The following is an 18001-nucleotide window of genomic DNA, read 5'->3' as shown; positions in this document are numbered from 1 at the left end:
ATGCTCTACCAACTGAGCTATTTCCGCAAATAACTTTAATGACTGTGAAGAGAAGGAGACTCGAACTCCCACGACATAACTGTCACTACCCCCTCAAAGTAGCGCGTCTACCAATTCCGCCACCTCTCCAGAATTTTAAAGTTAAAATCTTTGTGCCCAGAACAGGACTCGAACCTGCATGCCTCTCGACACACGCACCTGAAACGTGCGCGTCTACCAATTCCGCCACCTGGGCAAAGATTATATTTCCAACATTTCAAAGAAACATGAGCGGAAAACGAGACTCGAACTCGCGACCCTAACCTTGGCAAGGTTATGCTCTACCAACTGAGCTATTTCCGCATTTTTTCGTTTGCGGTTGCAAAGGTAGGGATTTTCCGTAATTCTGCAAACATTCTGCATCTTTTTTTCACAAGAATCTGCACACTTTGTTTCCGCAAACAAACAATTGTTTTGATTATCAACTCATTCGGTCCCGATAGTCTTCATAAGAAAATTGCTTGTATATTTCCGCTTTCCCTTCTTTTGTCCACAAAGCGATGGCGGGATGATGGATTCCGTTAAACATATTTGTCTTGACCATAGTATAGTGAATCATATCTTCGAACACAATCCGCTCTCCGATCTGCAACTCATGATCGAAACTCCATAATCCCATATAATCACCACTCAAACAAGAATTACCTCCCAAACGATAAATAAATTCTCCTTCATTCCCCATCTCCGCACCACGAACGGCAGGCTGATAAGGCATTTCCAGACAATCGGGCATGTGGCAGGTGAAACTCACATTCAGAATAGCCGTCTTGATACCGCGACTCTCAACGATATCTACCACTTCCGAAGTCAGGACTCCTGTCTGCCATGTAAAAGCAGAACCGGGTTCAAGGATGATCTGCAAATGAGGATATCGTGCTTTCAGGTCTTGCAATAATTTAATCAGATGTTCTGTATCATAATCTTTTCGGGTCATCAGATGCCCGCCTCCCAGATTCAGCCATTTAATTTGCGGGAACCAGCGGGAGAATTTCTCTTCCAGATGCTGCAAAGTACGTTCCAGCTCGAAAGAAGAAGATTCGCAGTGACAATGACAATGGAAACCTTCGATTCCTTTGGGCAAGGTATCCGGTAATAAGTCGGCGGTCATTCCGAAACGGGTACCGGGTGCGCACGGATTATAAAGTTCTGTTTCTACTTCCGAATATTCGGGATTCACACGGATACCGCAGGAGATTCCGCTTCCTTCGGCCACTGTCATCGGATAGAAACGACGGAACTGTGCCATTGAATTAAAAGTGATGTGGCTGCTGCAACGCATGATTTCCGGAAAATCCTGTTCCGTATACGCAGGAGAATAAGTATGGGCTTTACTTCCAAATTCTTCCAATGCCAGACGCGCTTCATACACAGAACTTGCTGTGGAATGCTCCACGTATTCGCGGAATATCGGAAATGAACGCCACATGGCGAATGACTTGAAGGCGAGAATAATCTCTACTCCTGCCCTGTCGGCTACGCTTTTTATCAGACACAGGTTCTTTCGCAAGAGTTCTTCCTCCATAATATAGCAAGGAGAAGGAAATTGGGTGAAATCTATCATATATAAATTTATTATCTAAAATAACGCCTTACGGACGTGCCTGCAAAAATACAAATTCAAAAGCAAAGAGAGATTCTTTTATTTTTAATTAAGATATTGAGTTTCGAAAACTTTTTCTTATTTTTAGACCTTTATATTATAGATGTAGTTGTTTCATCCTAAATACCCGATTGATTATGAATAAAGATTTAAGAAAAGTGGTGATTCTCCTGGCGCATCCCAATATGAAGGAATCACAAGCAAACAAAGCACTGATTGATGCTGTGAGTGATATTGAAGGCGTAGCAGTATTCAATCTTTACGACCAGCAAGGCGCTTCTTTTGATGTTGACGAATGGAGCAAAATCATTTCCGATGCTTCCGCCCTCATTTATCAATTTCCCTTTCATTGGATGGCTGCGCCATCATTGCTCAAAAAATGGCAGGACGAAGTATTCACCTTCCTTTCCAAGACTCCGGCAGTAGCCGGGAAACCATTGACAGTAGTAACCACCACAGGTTCCGAATATGAAGCATACCGTAGCGGAGGCAGAAACCGCTTCACAGTGGATGAGCTTTTACGTCCTTATCAGGTTAGTGCCATTCATTCGGGGATGTCGTGGCAAACGCCTGTTGTTGTTTACGGAATGGGAACCGCAGATGCGGGAAAGAACATCGCTGAGGGAGCCAACTTGTATAAGCAACGGGTAGAAATGCTGATCGGCAGCAGCAATGCAGGAAATAACTGGTGAATTATCTCCTATACCTTATTTCGATTAGCTATTAGCAAAAACAAATTAGCTATTAGCTAATCGAAATATGCTAATAGCTAATTTATTTCTTCAAGGCTTCTTCACCATCATCTTCTTTTTATTCAAAGTCAGTACCGGCAAGAAAATAAACACGCCGATCACGGACATTACCAATCCACCGATAGTACCTGCAGCCAAAGGAAACCAGAAACCTTCTTTCTCTGCTCCCACCATAAAGGGGATAAAGCCAAGGATGGTAGAAACAACCGTCAGAAAAATGGGGATCACTTTCGTATTCCATGCCTTCACGTAAGCACGAAGAGGAGAAAGGCAGGGAAAGCGTTTTCGAATCGCATTGTACTCATTTAAAATATAAATACTGGCATTCACTGTGATACCGCAGAGCAGAATGAACGAAGCGAAACCACCCTGGTCAAAGTTCAACTTGAACCAGTAGAACGTCAGAAACACACCGATATAAGAGATCGGAATGACAAAGATGATCGCTAACGGCTGTTTCAACGAATTGAACAGAATGCTTGTAATAAAGAAAATGATAGCAATCACAATCAGGAGCAAGCGATACTGTTTGTTGGCACCTCCACCCCATGACCAGTTATTACTTTCCGCTTCCGCCTTATATCCCATCGGGAGAAGTTCATTAAACTCTTCCAGGTCTTTTTTCAGCAACTTATTTCCCTGTTCCGACGCACCGATATACTCATATTGCAGGCATAAGCGGTATTGTTGATTCTCCTTCGCCACTTCCTGCGGCATCTGTCCCTTCTCTACCTTAGCCAGTTCCGCCAGTTTATACTCTTTATCGCCTACACGGAAAGGATAATACTGCATGGCCCATATATCCCGCTGATCCGACTGGCGGGAAGAGAGTTTGATTTTTTCCGTTCCATCTTCGGTAACAACGGAACCGATTTCCTGATTCCGCCCATATATGGGACGAATAGCAGCAAACAGTTCTCCGGCTCCGATCCCCGCTCCGATCATCCGTTGTTTATCCAGCTCAAAATAAAACTCCTGATAATCATCCTTCCACCACGAGAAATTGGAACCGACCGTAACTTCCCTGATACGGCGATGAGACAATAAGACCTCTTTCAGTTTTGTAGCCCAGCTATAAAGTTCATCATAATTATATCCGTACATTTTCACCCGGAATGATCCCGCGTTCTCGCGTACACTATTACTGAATCCCTGATCCTGTAATCCATAGATACTCCAATCTCCTCCCCCCAACTGGAGAGCTTTACTGATCATGTTAGCTTTCAGCGTATATGGGAACCCGCTTTTCTGATTTTCCTTTGTGAAACGAATGCTGATAGATGCCCTGCGGGCGCTTTCTACCGATGTCTGAAACTGCTTGATCTCCTTGAACTCGCTCAGATAAGTTTCCATTCGCTTGATCAGTGTATTCATCTGTTCAAGCGTACTGCCGTTCGGTAAATTGGCGTTGGCATAAAGCACCACCTCCTCATTCCGGGTAAAGTAGCTCCCTTCATACACCTTTTGCACAAACAGCCTCAGACTTCCTCCCAACGCTTTATCCACTATCGGTTTCACCTTTTCCTTATAGGTAGGAGTCCCCAGTGTCTTATTATAAATCTCTGCCCATTTGCCATCCCCATCCATCTTTTCCGGCAACAGAAAGACCGGTAATCCGAATGCCAGCAACAGCAACAGACAAACCGCTACTCTCCAGCGGCAAAGCCTCTGTATCAGCCACCTGTAGAAATGACTGAAATAGACCGGCCCCCTTCGCATCTTCGAACGCAGCCATCCTAAGAAACGGGTATTCCCCATTTTCCATTTTCTCTTCACTCCGGTCAGAGAAGACTTCCTGCGTCGTTTCAACCCGATTTTGTCAATCAAAGAAGGTACAAAGAACAGAGCAACCAATAATGAAACTCCCAGATTAATCATCACCACTGCGGCAAAATCCTGCAGATTCAGACGAATCCTCTCGTCCAGAAAGAAGATGATGACCAACGCTCCCATTGTTGTCAGTGTAGCCGCCAATACAGACATGAACGCCTTCCGGTTTTTACATCGAAGATAATGATCACTCATCACAATCGTATTATCAATCACCAGGTTCAGTGAAACCGTGATACCCGCCAAAGAATATAACTGCATTTCCAGTCCGAAGACATAGTAAAAGATAACGGCTATTGCCATATTCACGGTCAGACTGGTGACAATCAAAAACAGATATTTGGGGCTGAAAGTAATCAGCAGTACAAACAAGAGCAGGATAGCCACCGTCACTCCCGTACGCAAATAAATCTTGTTCAGCTCGTCATGTATAAACTCTGTAGTATCATAACTGGTATGAATCTCGTATCCCGCCGGAAGCGACAGCCTGATATCATCCATACACGCCTGTACTTTTTTGCTCAGTTCCAGCTGATTAGCTGCCTCTTCAGCGACAACAGACAGATAAATCGAATTCAACCCATTGATCCGGTAATAACTCTGAGGCTGCTCTTCCATACGGACGACCTTCACCAGTTCGTCCAAGCGGATGATTCTCCCATCCTTCACTTTCACCTGTATCTGCCCGGCGTCAAACTCCCGGTTATCATGTTCGGGCATCAGCACCAACCGAATCCACTCCTTGCCCGAAGCCGCCTGTTCCACATCATAAGTCCCCAGAAACTCTTTCTGATAATGCAGACCGACTGCCTGACTAATTTCATCCGTACTCACCCCCAACGCACGCAACTGCTCATAATCATACTCCAGACGCCATTCCATCGGTGTGGCTCCGCTGACGTTTATCTTATAGATTCCCGGAAGCTGCGCAAGGCGTGTCTTTATATGTTCCTCCGCATACTTCTGAATCAGACTGGGAGTGGCAGGCGCATTAATCGTGAATGCGATAAAAGGTCCCTGACTTTTCTGCTCCGGACTTGCCATCTGAATGTACGGGTAACTAACTCCCGCCGGCAATTCCGGCCAAGTCTGACGAATGATGGTCGAAGCCTCAAAACGTGCGACAGCCGCATCTGCATGCTTGTCCAGACTCACATTTATACTTCCCCAGCCATTGCCGGAAGTCGAAGATATGCTTTGTATTCCCTTAACACGGGCAAGCATCGCCTCCAGTTTGCTGGTAGCCGTCATCTCCACGACACGCGCCGAAGTCCCTCCCATGCCGAACCACACAGAAAATCCGGGTAAGGTCCGTGACGGATTCAGCTTCACCGGCAGCAACGGAACAAGTGCCAGCCCGACCAACGCCACGCTGATAAAAGCGACAATGAGCGTAAAAGCGGAAGCCTTTGATGACTTCTTAATTTCAGAACCTATATCTTGCATGATTCATTTGTCTATATCTCAAAAGAAATTACTATCTGATCAGTCTCCCTCCATTAAAGTCGAAACGATCCGAAAGAGAAAGCTTCGTAGCAAAATCGAATAAAGTCAGACGACGTATTTTATAATAATTCAGCCAGTAGTTCTGCAAGGCAGAAATGTAGTTGCGCTGCGCCTCCTGCTGCCTGTTGAGCGAAAGCGTCAGACTATTAATATCCGCTTTACCGATAATAAAACGTTGCCTTGTCTCATTATAAGCCAGTATCGCCAGGTCCAGCGCTTCTTCCGCACTGGCAATCAACTGCTGCTGGATATTAAAATCACTCACCGTCATGATTACTTCCTCCTCAATACTGATCTCATCCTGACGTGCCGAAATCTTCACTACATTCAGATTATTCCGTGCCATGTTGTATTTGCCCTTACGAACGCCCCAGTCCAGCAGCGGAATCGATACGCTGACCGCTACCAAGTCCTGCTGCATCGGTTTATGATACACATCTCCGAAGTTTTCCGCCACCTGGTTGAAACCGATACTGGCATTCACGCTGGCATTGAAACGGGATTCCTTCTTTGTTCTGTCCACATTCCGCTCCGCTTCCAGTACATTCTGCTTCAGTTCCAGCAACTGCGGATTATTGCTCCTTCCCCATCTCAAAGCCTCATCCACCGGAATCTCCATCATACTTGGGCGTGAAGGAAGCTCCAGTTCGATCTGGGTATTCTTATCCAGATTCAGAAAAGATGCCAGTGAGAACATTGCCCGTTTCAAGGCGCTTGCCCTATTCTGCAATGTATTCTGTGCATTCACTTTATCCAGCTTTAAAGTCAGCAGGTCCGCCTGTGAAATAGCGGCGATCCGGTGCCGTTGCTGTCCGATGCGGTACAAAGTATCCGTAGATGCGAGGTTCTCCTTTGCCAGTTTGTATTCCGCCTGCGCCATCGCCAGCGAAAAGAAATAATTCGTCGCCGTTTCCGAAACCTTTTCCACATTATAAAGAAATTCCTTTTTCACACGCTCGTATTTCAGCGGTTCGATCTTCCGGTCCCATTTGAAAGGATTATACCCGACCAGGCTCTGCGAATAACCGAGCCGTATCGGGACGCTGGTAAACTGCGTCGCACTATTATCCCCGAAATTACGCATATAGGCAAGGTTCGACTCCAGATAGAACGTACCTCCGGTCAGGTCCAGATTTTGACGGACACTTAATCCTCCATAGGCATAATATGACTGTTGCGTACGGTAGACATCCAGGTCCTGTCCCGAATCATAACGTTTCGTGATATCCCGGTTATATTGTGCCGGGGTAAGGTCCATTGTCAGACTCGGCAAACGGTTTGCCCGGTACGTCCGGTATTCCCAATAACCGGACAGATACATATTTTGTGTGCGGAATGACTCCAGCGAACTGTCGTTAGCTAAAGCGATAGTCTGGTTCAAGTCCAGCACCAGACGTTTCTGGGCATATACTGAAGAGAAACATATCCCCGATGCTGCCATCAATACAAAAAGAACGGATGATTTCTTCATAATTCAACATGTTTTTCATTTGGTTTGTGATTCCCGCTTTTTCCCCGATAGATAAACCAGTAAAGCAGCGGTATGATAAAGAGGCTGACCGCCGTACCGATGGACATCGTGCCTATCATGGCGATAGACAACGGCTTTTGCAGTTCCGATCCCATATCCGAGGAGAACAGCAACGGCACCATGGCAAAGATGGTCGTCAGCGAAGTCATGATAATCGGACGCAGACGCCTGCGGCCTGCTTCATGAATAGCTTCCAGCAAAGGAACGCCTGCCTTGCGCAGTTCATTGATCGCATCCAGTTTCAGGATAGAGTCATTGATTACAATACCACAGGTCACAATCAGACCGATGGCAGACATCAGATTCAGCGTATGCCCGCATATCCAGAGCAAGAGTAAAGCAAATGCCACATCAATCGGGATTTCCGCCAGTACCAGCAACGGCTGCAGAAAACTCTCGAACTGTGCGGCAAGAATGAAATACATCAGCAGCAGTGAGATCAACAGGATCACGACCAGTTCATCCAGCATCTCCTTGTTGGAGAAGATACTGCCGGAGAAGCCCGTATCCCAGTCCCCTGTTTCCTCCGCCACCTGTTTCACTTCACGCATCAGCCGGTTCGCATCCTGCACGCCGTAAAAGTCGAACGGGACATACTCGCCATTACGTCCGGAAGTAATACTTTTCAAGTCTTCGGCGGGAGCTACGTTGATCAATTCCCGAAGCGGGATAAAATCGACATTCCCACGGTTGTCCGGTTGCGTCTGCACCAGTGTTTCCTGCAACACCTCGTTCACAGTCTTTTCATCCCCGGCAATGTTGATCGGCAAATATTGCTGATAAGAGTGCAGCATCGTCACACTGTTTTCCCGGAAAGCCGTTTTCAGTACCCGATACAGTTCGTTGTAGGAAACACGGTAGAGCAAGAGTTTCTCTTTACTGATACTCAGATTCAACTGGTTTTCGAAGGCGATACCTGTCGGATTGATTCCGGTTTTTCGTCCCAGTTCCTGTTCCACGCTGCGGATTGCTTCCGCTTTGGGGGCTTCCGCTTTATTACGGGTGTAAAATTCCGCCACCACATCCGGTTCACCCGTCACAAAGAGTTTCTCAAAGACCGTTTCCGGCGGAGAGAAAGAGATGACAGAGAGTGGATAACGTTCCTTCAGTTTCCGGTATACCGTCTGTTCCAAAGGAGCAATAGCGTCGGAAGTCTCCGTACGGAAATAAAGTTCCGCTTCGGAAGAAGACAGTTCCCGTTCCCGATTGAGGATGAAGTCCTGTCTGCCGATAGAGGCTGTTTGCTCCAGTACTTCATCTTTCAGTTCCTTGAAAAGTTCATCCACCCGTCGTTTGTTTTCATCCACATGGATATTCTCATTCCATTCTATCCGGGCGATCAGTTCATTCTCCTCGATATCGGGCATCCGTTCTTTGTCTATAAAGAAAAAGAAGAATATGCAAAGCGGAATGGAAATCACACAGAACAGTACACTGAACGTTTTATGGCGGAATACCCAGTCGACACCCGCATCATAGAATCGGTCTAGCGTGTGGTCCTTGATCGGGTTATTAATTTTGAATGAAAGCCACTTCCATTTCCGGGTGCGGACACCTGTCCGGTAAACCAGCAGATAAAGTACGGGAAGCAGCATGATACCGGTGAGATAAGACACCATTAGTCCTACAGTGACAGAAAAAGCCTGATCAAAGAAAATAGCGCCTGCAATACCGCTCATAAAAATCAGTGGGGCAAAGACAGCAATAGTCGTCAGAGAAGAACTCAGCATGGGGGTGACCACTTCACTGGTTCCCGTCACACAGGCACGGCGCAAGGAGTATCCCCGTTCACGGTATTGCGATATATTCTCGGTCACAATAATCGAACTGTCAATCATCATTCCCAATGCCAGGATCAATCCGGCAAGTGAAATGATATTGAGAGACATATTGCAAAGGTAGAAAAAGACAAAGCTGATCACGATGGACACCACCATACTGAGTCCAATGACCAGCGGAGACTTTACATCTCCCAGAAACAGAACCGCTACCAGACAAATAAAGAGAAAACCAAGGGAGAGATTCTGTTGCAGATTAGAGATGGTGTAATCCAGCAGTTCCGTCTGATTACGGCTGATGCTGAAATCGATCTCCGGGTATACTAACTGAAAATAGGTCATCGTGCCTACCAGCGCCTGCTTCATCTTATCCATGTTCTCATCCGCCTGTTTGATGACGGCAAGGCTCACCGCCCGTTTGCCATTGGATAGGGATACTCCTTTTTCCTTTACAGGTACGACGCTTACTTTGCAGAAGTCTTTTAACTGTACGATGCGGTCATCCTTACGCAGATAAATATTTTCCACATCCTCCGCCGTACGCAGCAATGTCGAGAATTTAATATTGTATTCATAATACCCGTCTCGCACTGTCATGCTGCCCGGTTCCACATTATTAGAAGATAAAGCCGATTCGATATCTCCAATGGAGAGTCCCATCATGGCGAGCTTGTCCTTGTCGGGCACTATTTGTACCTGCCGTTCCAAAATTCCGGTCACATCCACCATGGCAACTTCTTCAAGCTGCTCTATCCTGCGCTTAATGACAGACTCGGCAAACTCACACAATTCAAGGAAGGAGTGCTGTTCCGTAGCTCCGTAAGCACTGTCATTCTTCAGTGTCAGATTCAGATAGAATACAGGAATATCCGTTGCACTCGCTTTGATTACCTTCGGGCGTTCCGCTTCTTTCGGAAGATAGTTCATGGCGGCATCTATCTTCTCATTTACCTCGATAAAGGCAAGGTCCGTATTCGTTCCATATTCAAATGACAAGCGGATAATGCCCGCCCCGTCTCTCGATTCACTATGGATATCCTTCAGGGTAGAGACCTGAATCAACTGCCCCCGCAAAGGTTTGACAATCGTGTTTTCCAATTCCCGGGCAGAGGTATTGGCAGACGCCACCTGTACCGTAATCTCAGGAATAGCGATATTGGGAAGCAGCGATATAGGTAGCGTAGAGTACGTCACCAGTCCGATGATGAAACAGGCGGTAAAGGCCATCAATACGGCAATAGGGCGCTGAATTAAGAATTTTATCATAGATTCATTATTTAATTCTTAATTCTTCATTTAACATAGACTTCCGCCTCATGCGCCAGATTCAGATTTCCGGTGACAATCACCGTATCTCCTTCCAGTAGACCATCCTCAATGCCTTTCTGCGACTTGTCGGAGACGACACATTCTGTCGCATTCTCCAGTCCCGTATTCACATAATTCCACATTGCCTTGCCGTCTTTCAGGGTAAATACCACTTGTTTGCCGGAACGCAATACAACGGCACTCTTCGGAATAACCAGCCGCTCTCCCAGCGAACGGCGGACACTTACCCTTACATTCATTCCGCTGAACAGTTTTCCTCCCGCATTTACCAATGCTTTCACTTTCACCATGCCGTTGGCATCCACCAATGGATTTATCTCTGATACACTGCCTTCAAACGCATCTCCTCCGGCATAAGGAGTAATTACCACTTTATCTCCCATCCTGATAAAAGCAAGTTCATTTTCCAGTACCGTGAAATCAGCTTCCATTCCTTTGGAATCGATAATAGTACAGAATGCTTCAGCAGTATTTGCCGGATTATAAGGCTTCGAAAATAAATTGGCTACCACACCGTCAAAAGGAGCAATCAACGTAGCATGCTCCATCTCTCTTTTCGCCAGTTCATACTGGGATTTCGACTGTTCATACCCGCTTTTTACTTTGGCGATTTTCATTGTTTCGGCAGGGACTTTACTAAAGTCGTCAGGAGAATATCCCTGCCCGATCAGTACGTCTTTCAATTCCAGTTCGGCTTTCAGTAAAGCATCTTCCGACTGGGATAATTTCTGTTCCAAGCGGAATTTATCCAAATCAGCCAGTTTCTGCCCTTTCTGTACACGGTCACCATTCTTCACATAGATATGAGCGATGACTTCACCGGTTTCAAAACGCAGATCGGCTTTGCCACGGGCACTGATTTTGCCGTTACTCACCAGTTCGTGATGAAAATCACGCTTCTTCAATATCTGAACAGCTACTTCATTCTTCGTATCCGGAAGGACTGTGGAGACGCCTTTCTCCGATTCATCTGCAGTATTCTTCTTGTCGGAACAAGAGAGCGTCATCATACATGCAAGGCACAATAAAATCCATGTAGAATTATTTTTCATCGTATTTATTGGTTTGTTTATTCTAAATTATCTCACATATAATATCTCATATATTGTATGTAAGTTTGCATCATGTTTGCCAAATTTAGACAAAAATATCTATTAATCAAGTTTGTACAGTTATTTTTTTTCTTCACCCATTTATTTTAGCAGTTTCACTTCTTCTCTCATCTCCCTTATTGCAGTCGATTGTACCTTTGGTTCCTTCGTCAATACAATCTGAACCGCCTGTTTTAATTTCTCCGGGTGTTGATATTCCGGTTCCGCATAAAGCTTTGCCAACAAGTAATATGGATAAATTCGTCCCGGAAGCCGATGAGTAGATCGTATGAAATACTCTTCAGCCTTTTCATATTTTCCTATAGCCTGATAATTCTTTCCTATTATATTCAGAATCATAGGATCACAACTATGTGCCATTGCCTCTTTCAAAATTGCTGTAGAACTATTATATTCTTTCAACTTATGTAAAGAATGTCCATATTCAAACAAAAATGCTCCCCTATCATTCAATTCCGGATAAATTTTCTCATACCCTTCTTTAGCTAAACGAAATGCGCCTATATTATAGTGCATTTTATACCTAAACCATTCTTCACAAGCATTATACTGATTATATTTCCAATAGTAACTTCCCAATAAAGCAATCATTATAATAAAGAACAATATTTGTAACCGTGAAGAACCCACTACACAAGCAGCCAATAAAAAATAGAATGCTATAGCAAATCCGGGTATTTGCATTGGATAAGATGAAAATGCAAATACTAAAACAGAAATCAAACCAGCGCATGCACTTAGTCTTTTCTCTGTTATTCCTATCCAAAGGCAAAAAACAATAATCAATAACACAACCAATAAAAATAAGGCTCCATATTCTACAGCTATTTGCAGATATTCATTAAAAGCGTATTCAGGACTTCCAGCTACTAATTCTTCTGTAGATGTAAACTCTTTTTGGGAGAAATATTTTTCCTGAGCCATTCCATAAGCCGATGCAAAGTTTCCAGTACCATGCCCAAGGAGAGGTTTTTCCACAATAGCCATAACACTCACTTTCCAAATTAACAGACGTCCATTAGCCGAATCTACTTTTAATTGAAAAAGAGCATAACCAACTATTATCAATACCATTCCCCCGGCAATAATAGCCGGAAATACTCTTTTCTTATATTTTCTACCTATCTTCCTTAAACTAGTTCCCCATGAACGATATGTAGCATATACCCATATCCCAGAAATCGCAACAGCCATCCATGCCGAACGACTCATACCTGCCGGTAAAACACAAAGAATTAATAGCAAGACTCCCAAAGCCATACAATATTTACCTTGCTCGATCCAAGTACGTTTCTTCACCTTTTTTAGATTCAACCATTCACTCAAACAAATAGGAAATACCATTGCTAAGTATCCGGAATAAGGCCCCGGATTGTAGAAAGAACCTGTTAGCGCATATAATGAATGATTGGATACAGTTAAACCATATATTTGTCTTAACCCCCAAACAGCCTCAGCCCCACCTAAAATAATAAGAGACCAAACGACTGATAAATAAAATATATTTTTCTTACAATCTAAGCACAAAGACATAAGAGTACATATCACAAAGACAATAGACATATGCCCCAAATATAGCTTCTGATATGCCATATCTCCGACCGCAATAGTATAAGATGAAACAGTCACAACACTTAAAAGTGCAATGACTCCAAACAGCATTAATAAATGAACGATATATTTATTCTGTAATAACATCTTCTATCTTTATTTGATCTGCATTAAAATCCGTTCCCAACGTATCTGATCGGTATATTTTTCTTTTGAGTTCCAAATACGGGTAGCTTTACCTACAATATATTCTTCCGGCAGCATCCCCCAATATCTGGAATCCTGCGAATTCGCCATATTATCCCCCGATACAAAATAATAGTTCTTTTCAAAACGATACTGATGAATAAGACTATCACCAATAAACACCTGTCCCTGTTTTAGTTCTATTTTTTTCTTTTGCTCCCATGCGATCAGTTGTCTGTATAAAAGATAAGTAGTATGGTTCATTATTACAATCTGATCCTTTTGTGGTATGGGCAATGGCCCGAACTCTCGAATATTCCATCCTAGGCTTTGATCATAAGGAAATGTTCCTACTACGATTCCTTGTTTTTCCGGTTGCTGTAGTCCGGCAAGATATTGCTGAGCTTCATAATTTCCCAACTGTTCGCAACATCCACGCACTTTATAAAATCCTCCTCTGATTTCCAATGTATCCCCAGGCAAAGCTACACAACGTTTCACATAATACTGCATTACGTTCATCCGGATGCTATCCCACCGATTCATCTGATAAGGAAAATTAAAAACCAGTACATCATTCCTTTTTAAATGCCCCAATCCCGGCATCCGGTAAATAGTAACATCTTTGTTATCCAAAGCAGCAAACACATTAAACAATCTGGCTCCTTTTATCATTTTATTAACCAATATTCTATCTCCATCTTTAAGTGCAGGTCCCATAGAATCTGATGGAATTTTAAACGATGTGAAACAGAATAACTGAACCAAGAACAAAATTACTATCATGCAGAATATCATGAATATTAAATTCTCTATTATTGCTAGAAATTTCTTCACTTTATTCATATGCATCCTTTAGTTGAATCAATTTATAATAAGCCATCAATCCCAGCACACATTTCACACGTTTGTCATTTGCATCTAATAACTCAATAGAAGGAAGAACTTCACCTTTCATCTTTTCTTCCAGATAATTTGCCCACAAACACAAATGACTCCAATGCAATTCAGCATAACTGAAATCTTGTTCTGCCTCCACAATAGCAACCATCATCATCAACATATTTGCAGCAGCCACTTCAGCACAATTATCCACTTTTATTTGTTTGCTTGCAACCGGATATAATCCAATATCGTAAGGCGGATATTTTCTTTTCCAATGTTCATCTTCACAATATTCAAATATTGGATTTAATAAACTTTTCATCCAATCAACACGATTAAAAAATAACAAAGCAGGAAAATTCCTATAAGCATCTCTAACATTACCCAAAGTATCTCCGAAGCAGAATGACTTATTATCCGAAGATAACACAAACCTATGGGAAGAAATAAAATTACGATATGAAGGAAGAATCTGTTCTGCAAATGTCTTATCGCCCACTTGAAATGCTTTATTATTCCACAGATTATCCAATTTATTACATTCTTCCTTAAGTTTCTGATACCTGTTTCCGACAGCCTTCATTAATTCTTTAACCTCTCCTTTTCCATTGTCATTCCAAAGAGGTTGTAAAAGCTCACCAACATAATGTATCCTCTGCCCTTCTCCGTATCCTATTAACAATATGCCTTTATTTCCATTTTCTGCACACAACTTTTGAGACAGAACAACATGACTATCATCGCATGAAAACGATGTTCCATCCGCCGTCATACCTAAATTTAAACTATCAGACTTGACAAACCGCCACTCTTGTTCAACCCAACTATCAATCTTCCTCCTACCAAACATCCATTCCATATCCACATCGAACAAAATTTCCACTGTATGCTCCTTTTTATCTTCTGCATGAACTTGATAGGAAAGGAAACCGACAGGCCATCCTGTCATATTCCACTTCTCTGACAAAGAAGGTGAAACAAAATCAATCTGAAGTTCTACATCCCCACATTGAAATACATAATGAGTTTGAGTAGCTTGTACATCTATTTGCTTCAATAGGGCCATATCTGCTTCACTATAAGTTTTATTTTCAATATACAGACCAAAATCTAACAACGCAGGGCCTCCTGTGTTACGTCCATAAGCTGCCAAAACATTTGTTCCATTACCAATATGAGCAATAGCTTCATCTGTTAAACGTCCACATTTCGTTTGATATGTTATTCCTTTTTCAAATAAGAAATCTCCATTCCAAAAAAGTTTTATCTGATCATCGCAAATATAACAGACGTAAATTTTATGCCCTTCCAAAGCATCTTTATTATCAATCTTAATATGCCTGCGGACATATATATTTTCCGCCCCCCAAGCGGTACGAATTTTAGAATTTCCTTTTACAGGTCCAAAAGCAGCATTTCCTTCTTCCCAAAAAGAATCATCATATTCCTTTTGCTCCCACCCTTTTCCAGGAAACAAATAAGAATATTTCCCCGACCAACTGACACTGTCATTTGCAAGAGAAGCTATAGGGGATATACGTAAAGAATCTCCTCCCATAAAACGATAGGTCCTACCATCCACCTGCAAAATCCCTGTCACTGGAAATATCTTTCCAGACTTCAATCGTAGGTAATGTTTATTCAATGTATCTCCTGCCATTTTTATAGAGAATTCCGGCGTAATGGCCAGTAACGTATGCTCATCAGGAATAATGGCAATAGAAGATACAACCTCCTTCTTCGAATGGAAACAAGCAGATAGCAAGACAATTATTCCTAATAAGATGATTGTCTTCCACAACACAACTAGTTTAATTTTAAGTCTTATTTCCATAGTTGCTCTCCTTTTTCATAAACAAAGACTCTCTCATCTACGCCGCGCGTATGGTTACGTAAGAACAAAAGTGCATTCTGGGGAATCCCTCTGTATACTAATGAATCAACTGTAGCTTTAACTCTTCCGGCGGATTTCCAATATCGGTCACAATAATACAACTCGTAGATATCACCAGGACGAATATAATTATCCCTGTTGCGCGGAGTATATACAATACGGTCTATCTGCACCTTTCTACCCAAATCAAGTCCTGCCCATCCCCCGGAAAATTTAAAATAATCAAAAGAAGTCCACGTTTTTCCATCAAACACATTTGTATATTCATGCGTCCCATCATGTTGATAGCATCCGGGAGTCCCTATAATTTTCCCAGACAATGGAAGAGTATCATTTTTTTCATAAAATGCGACTTCAGCCACATTACATAATCCTCCGGGAGGACCTACATATCTGATATAACGATATTCTTTATTTGAAGAACTTCTTACTGTCGTATTCAAACGATCAGGTTTACACTGTATGATAAACAAGGTATCACTTACTGCAAAATTCGATTGATTACTGCTTTCAAAAACACCCCCTATCATTCGGTCACGGAACATATTCTCTCCGTCTATATTACATTTAGCATACAATACCACGTCTTGTGTATCTCCTTCGACAGAGAAATAATGCTGCTCATTCTTCTGTTTATCCACATAAAAAGGATCAGTCAAAAAGTTCAAAGTACCATTCTCATAAGTAGCCACCCTCATAAGCGTACCATTTCGAACATTTCGAAAAGCCAGATGCAGTGCGTCATATTCAGTCCAATCAATGGGTATCCAGTTATCTCTATTAGCAACACATAAATAAGCTATTCTCCCATTACTTTTATTCTTATAAAGTTTTTCCAATGGAATAACCAGTTCCTTTTCAAAAGAGTAAGCATATTCATAAGTAACATCCTTAAATTTCGGTAAACTCCAAAATGGATATACCTTTTCATCATATTGCGCCATTCGCTCATATAATTCTTTGTTTATATCAAAAGCATATCTATACACTTTGGGACTATCATCCCAACGATACCACCAGTTTTGGCGAAGCATGCTCAAATTCTCCGGGAAATTAGCCATATATGTTTCGCCATATTTATTCCATGTTACCAACCAAAAATGCCCGGCATTAACATAGCTACGTACAGGAACAAAATCAATAGCACAAGGAATTCCCAAAGCCCGAAATAGATATACCGCAAAGTCAGTCACTTCACGACACGTTCCTGATAAGTATTGTACATACTCAGGTCCGATATGCCCAAAAGAATAAGGAGTCGTTGAAGTATAATAATGCCACTTATCAGGCAATTTATTTATTAAATAATTAGCAGCTACAACCGGATCTTCGATATCTAACGAATCAGATATCCTTAATGAATCCAACAGCTTATTATATTTCTCATAATACATTTCACGCCAATAGTCTAAAGACTCATCACCGATACGATAAGGCAATATATACTTACAAAACATATTGTATGATATGTTCTTTCCCCAAGGTTGTTCACGCCAAACTTTAAAAGCCCATTCTATATTATTACATAAATAAGCAGAATCGACTTCCAGCAAATCATATTTTTTATCTAACTGTTCAATTGGACCAAATGCTTTTTTTACGGAATCTACTACTTCTTCAGGAGTTTTTCCATGACTGTCCTTCAGCCATGCATAATACCCTTTGTATTTTTCCAATTGTTCTCCATCTGTATAAGAGTGATATGGCATATTTTCTATTAAAAAACATGCAGCCTTATATTTCAGGCTATCAGTAGCATCCTGCTGATAATAATAAAGTACTTTCTCAAGCTCTGTACGATTACCTTTTGCCATACGCAAAGCAAGTTCCAAAGAAGATATGGGCCCTTCCTTGAAAAACATATTGTTTACGATTAACCATCCCAATCCTAAAAATCAATATCATCGTAACAACACTTTGAATATACTTCCAACACTTTACCATATATCTTCTACACTACTCATTTCACATTTCCAATTATACTCAACCAAAAAAGTACATCCTTTGT

Annotated in this window: 10 protein-coding genes and 3 tRNA genes; 1 reads left to right on the top strand and 12 read right to left on the bottom strand. The window is 42.4% G+C overall.

What is annotated here, in order from left to right:
• Positions 1 to 45: 45 nt before the first annotated feature.
• The 4 genes from HMPREF9007_RS14270 to nspC form a co-directional block, all read right to left on the bottom strand.
• Positions 46 to 129 (bottom strand) — tRNA-Leu (locus HMPREF9007_RS14270).
• Between the two features lie 24 nt (positions 130 to 153).
• Positions 154 to 235: transfer RNA gene (locus HMPREF9007_RS14275), tRNA-Leu, on the bottom strand.
• 34 nt (positions 236 to 269) lie between these two features.
• A tRNA-Gly gene (locus HMPREF9007_RS14280) sits at positions 270 to 342 on the bottom strand.
• 118 nt (positions 343 to 460) lie between these two features.
• A complete protein-coding gene (gene nspC, locus HMPREF9007_RS14285) occupies positions 461 to 1600 on the bottom strand; it encodes a carboxynorspermidine decarboxylase (protein ID WP_008761352.1) in 1140 nt (379 codons plus the stop codon).
• A gap of 176 nt (positions 1601 to 1776) precedes the next feature.
• On the opposite strand from nspC, the gene HMPREF9007_RS14290 reads away from it, so the two are divergent.
• Positions 1777 to 2331, top strand: coding sequence for an NAD(P)H-dependent oxidoreductase (locus HMPREF9007_RS14290; RefSeq protein ID WP_008761351.1), 555 nt, complete (start codon positions 1777 to 1779; stop codon positions 2329 to 2331).
• Positions 2332 to 2421: 90 nt separating this feature from the next.
• Here the strand turns inward: HMPREF9007_RS14290 and HMPREF9007_RS14295 are convergent, their stop codons facing one another.
• The 8 genes from HMPREF9007_RS14295 to HMPREF9007_RS14330 form a co-directional block, all read right to left on the bottom strand.
• Positions 2422 to 5667 carry an efflux RND transporter permease subunit gene (locus HMPREF9007_RS14295; RefSeq protein ID WP_008761350.1) on the bottom strand — a complete coding sequence of 1082 codons (3246 nt, stop codon included), beginning with the start codon at positions 5665 to 5667 and terminating at the stop codon, positions 2422 to 2424.
• A 31-nt stretch (positions 5668 to 5698) separates the two neighbouring features.
• On the bottom strand, positions 5699 to 7198 hold the full coding sequence (locus HMPREF9007_RS14300) for a TolC family protein (protein ID WP_008761349.1): 1500 nt from the start codon (positions 7196 to 7198) through the stop codon (positions 5699 to 5701).
• A complete protein-coding gene (locus HMPREF9007_RS14305) occupies positions 7195 to 10302 on the bottom strand; it encodes an efflux RND transporter permease subunit (RefSeq protein ID WP_008761348.1) in 3108 nt (1035 codons plus the stop codon). The genes HMPREF9007_RS14300 and HMPREF9007_RS14305 overlap by 4 nt, the downstream gene beginning before the upstream one ends.
• Positions 10303 to 10328: 26 nt before the next feature.
• Positions 10329 to 11417, bottom strand: coding sequence for an efflux RND transporter periplasmic adaptor subunit (locus HMPREF9007_RS14310; RefSeq protein WP_008761347.1), 1089 nt, complete (start codon positions 11415 to 11417; stop codon positions 10329 to 10331).
• Positions 11418 to 11558: 141 nt separating this feature from the next.
• Complete coding sequence (locus HMPREF9007_RS14315; RefSeq protein WP_008761346.1) at positions 11559 to 13175, bottom strand: O-antigen ligase family protein; 1617 nt, start codon at positions 13173 to 13175, stop codon at positions 11559 to 11561.
• 9 nt (positions 13176 to 13184) lie between these two features.
• Positions 13185 to 14060 (bottom strand): signal peptidase I, encoded by an 876-nt coding sequence (gene lepB / locus HMPREF9007_RS14320; RefSeq protein ID WP_032850353.1) that lies wholly within the window; start codon positions 14058 to 14060, stop codon positions 13185 to 13187.
• Positions 14053 to 15933, bottom strand: coding sequence for a DUF5127 domain-containing protein (locus tag HMPREF9007_RS14325; protein ID WP_008761344.1), 1881 nt, complete (start codon positions 15931 to 15933; stop codon positions 14053 to 14055). The genes lepB and HMPREF9007_RS14325 overlap by 8 nt, the downstream gene beginning before the upstream one ends.
• Positions 15924 to 17855 (bottom strand): hypothetical protein, encoded by a 1932-nt coding sequence (locus tag HMPREF9007_RS14330; protein WP_008761343.1) that lies wholly within the window; start codon positions 17853 to 17855, stop codon positions 15924 to 15926. Before HMPREF9007_RS14330 ends, HMPREF9007_RS14325 begins: the two co-directional genes overlap by 10 nt.
• Positions 17856 to 18001: the final 146 nt, after the last annotated feature.

Origin of the sequence: Bacteroides sp. 1_1_14 (assembly GCF_000162515.1) — a bacterium.
Classification (GTDB): Bacteria; Bacteroidota; Bacteroidia; order Bacteroidales; family Bacteroidaceae; genus Bacteroides; species Bacteroides thetaiotaomicron.
The sequence above is the reverse complement of the archived record's forward strand: the minus strand, read 5'-3'. Positions and strand labels throughout refer to the sequence as shown.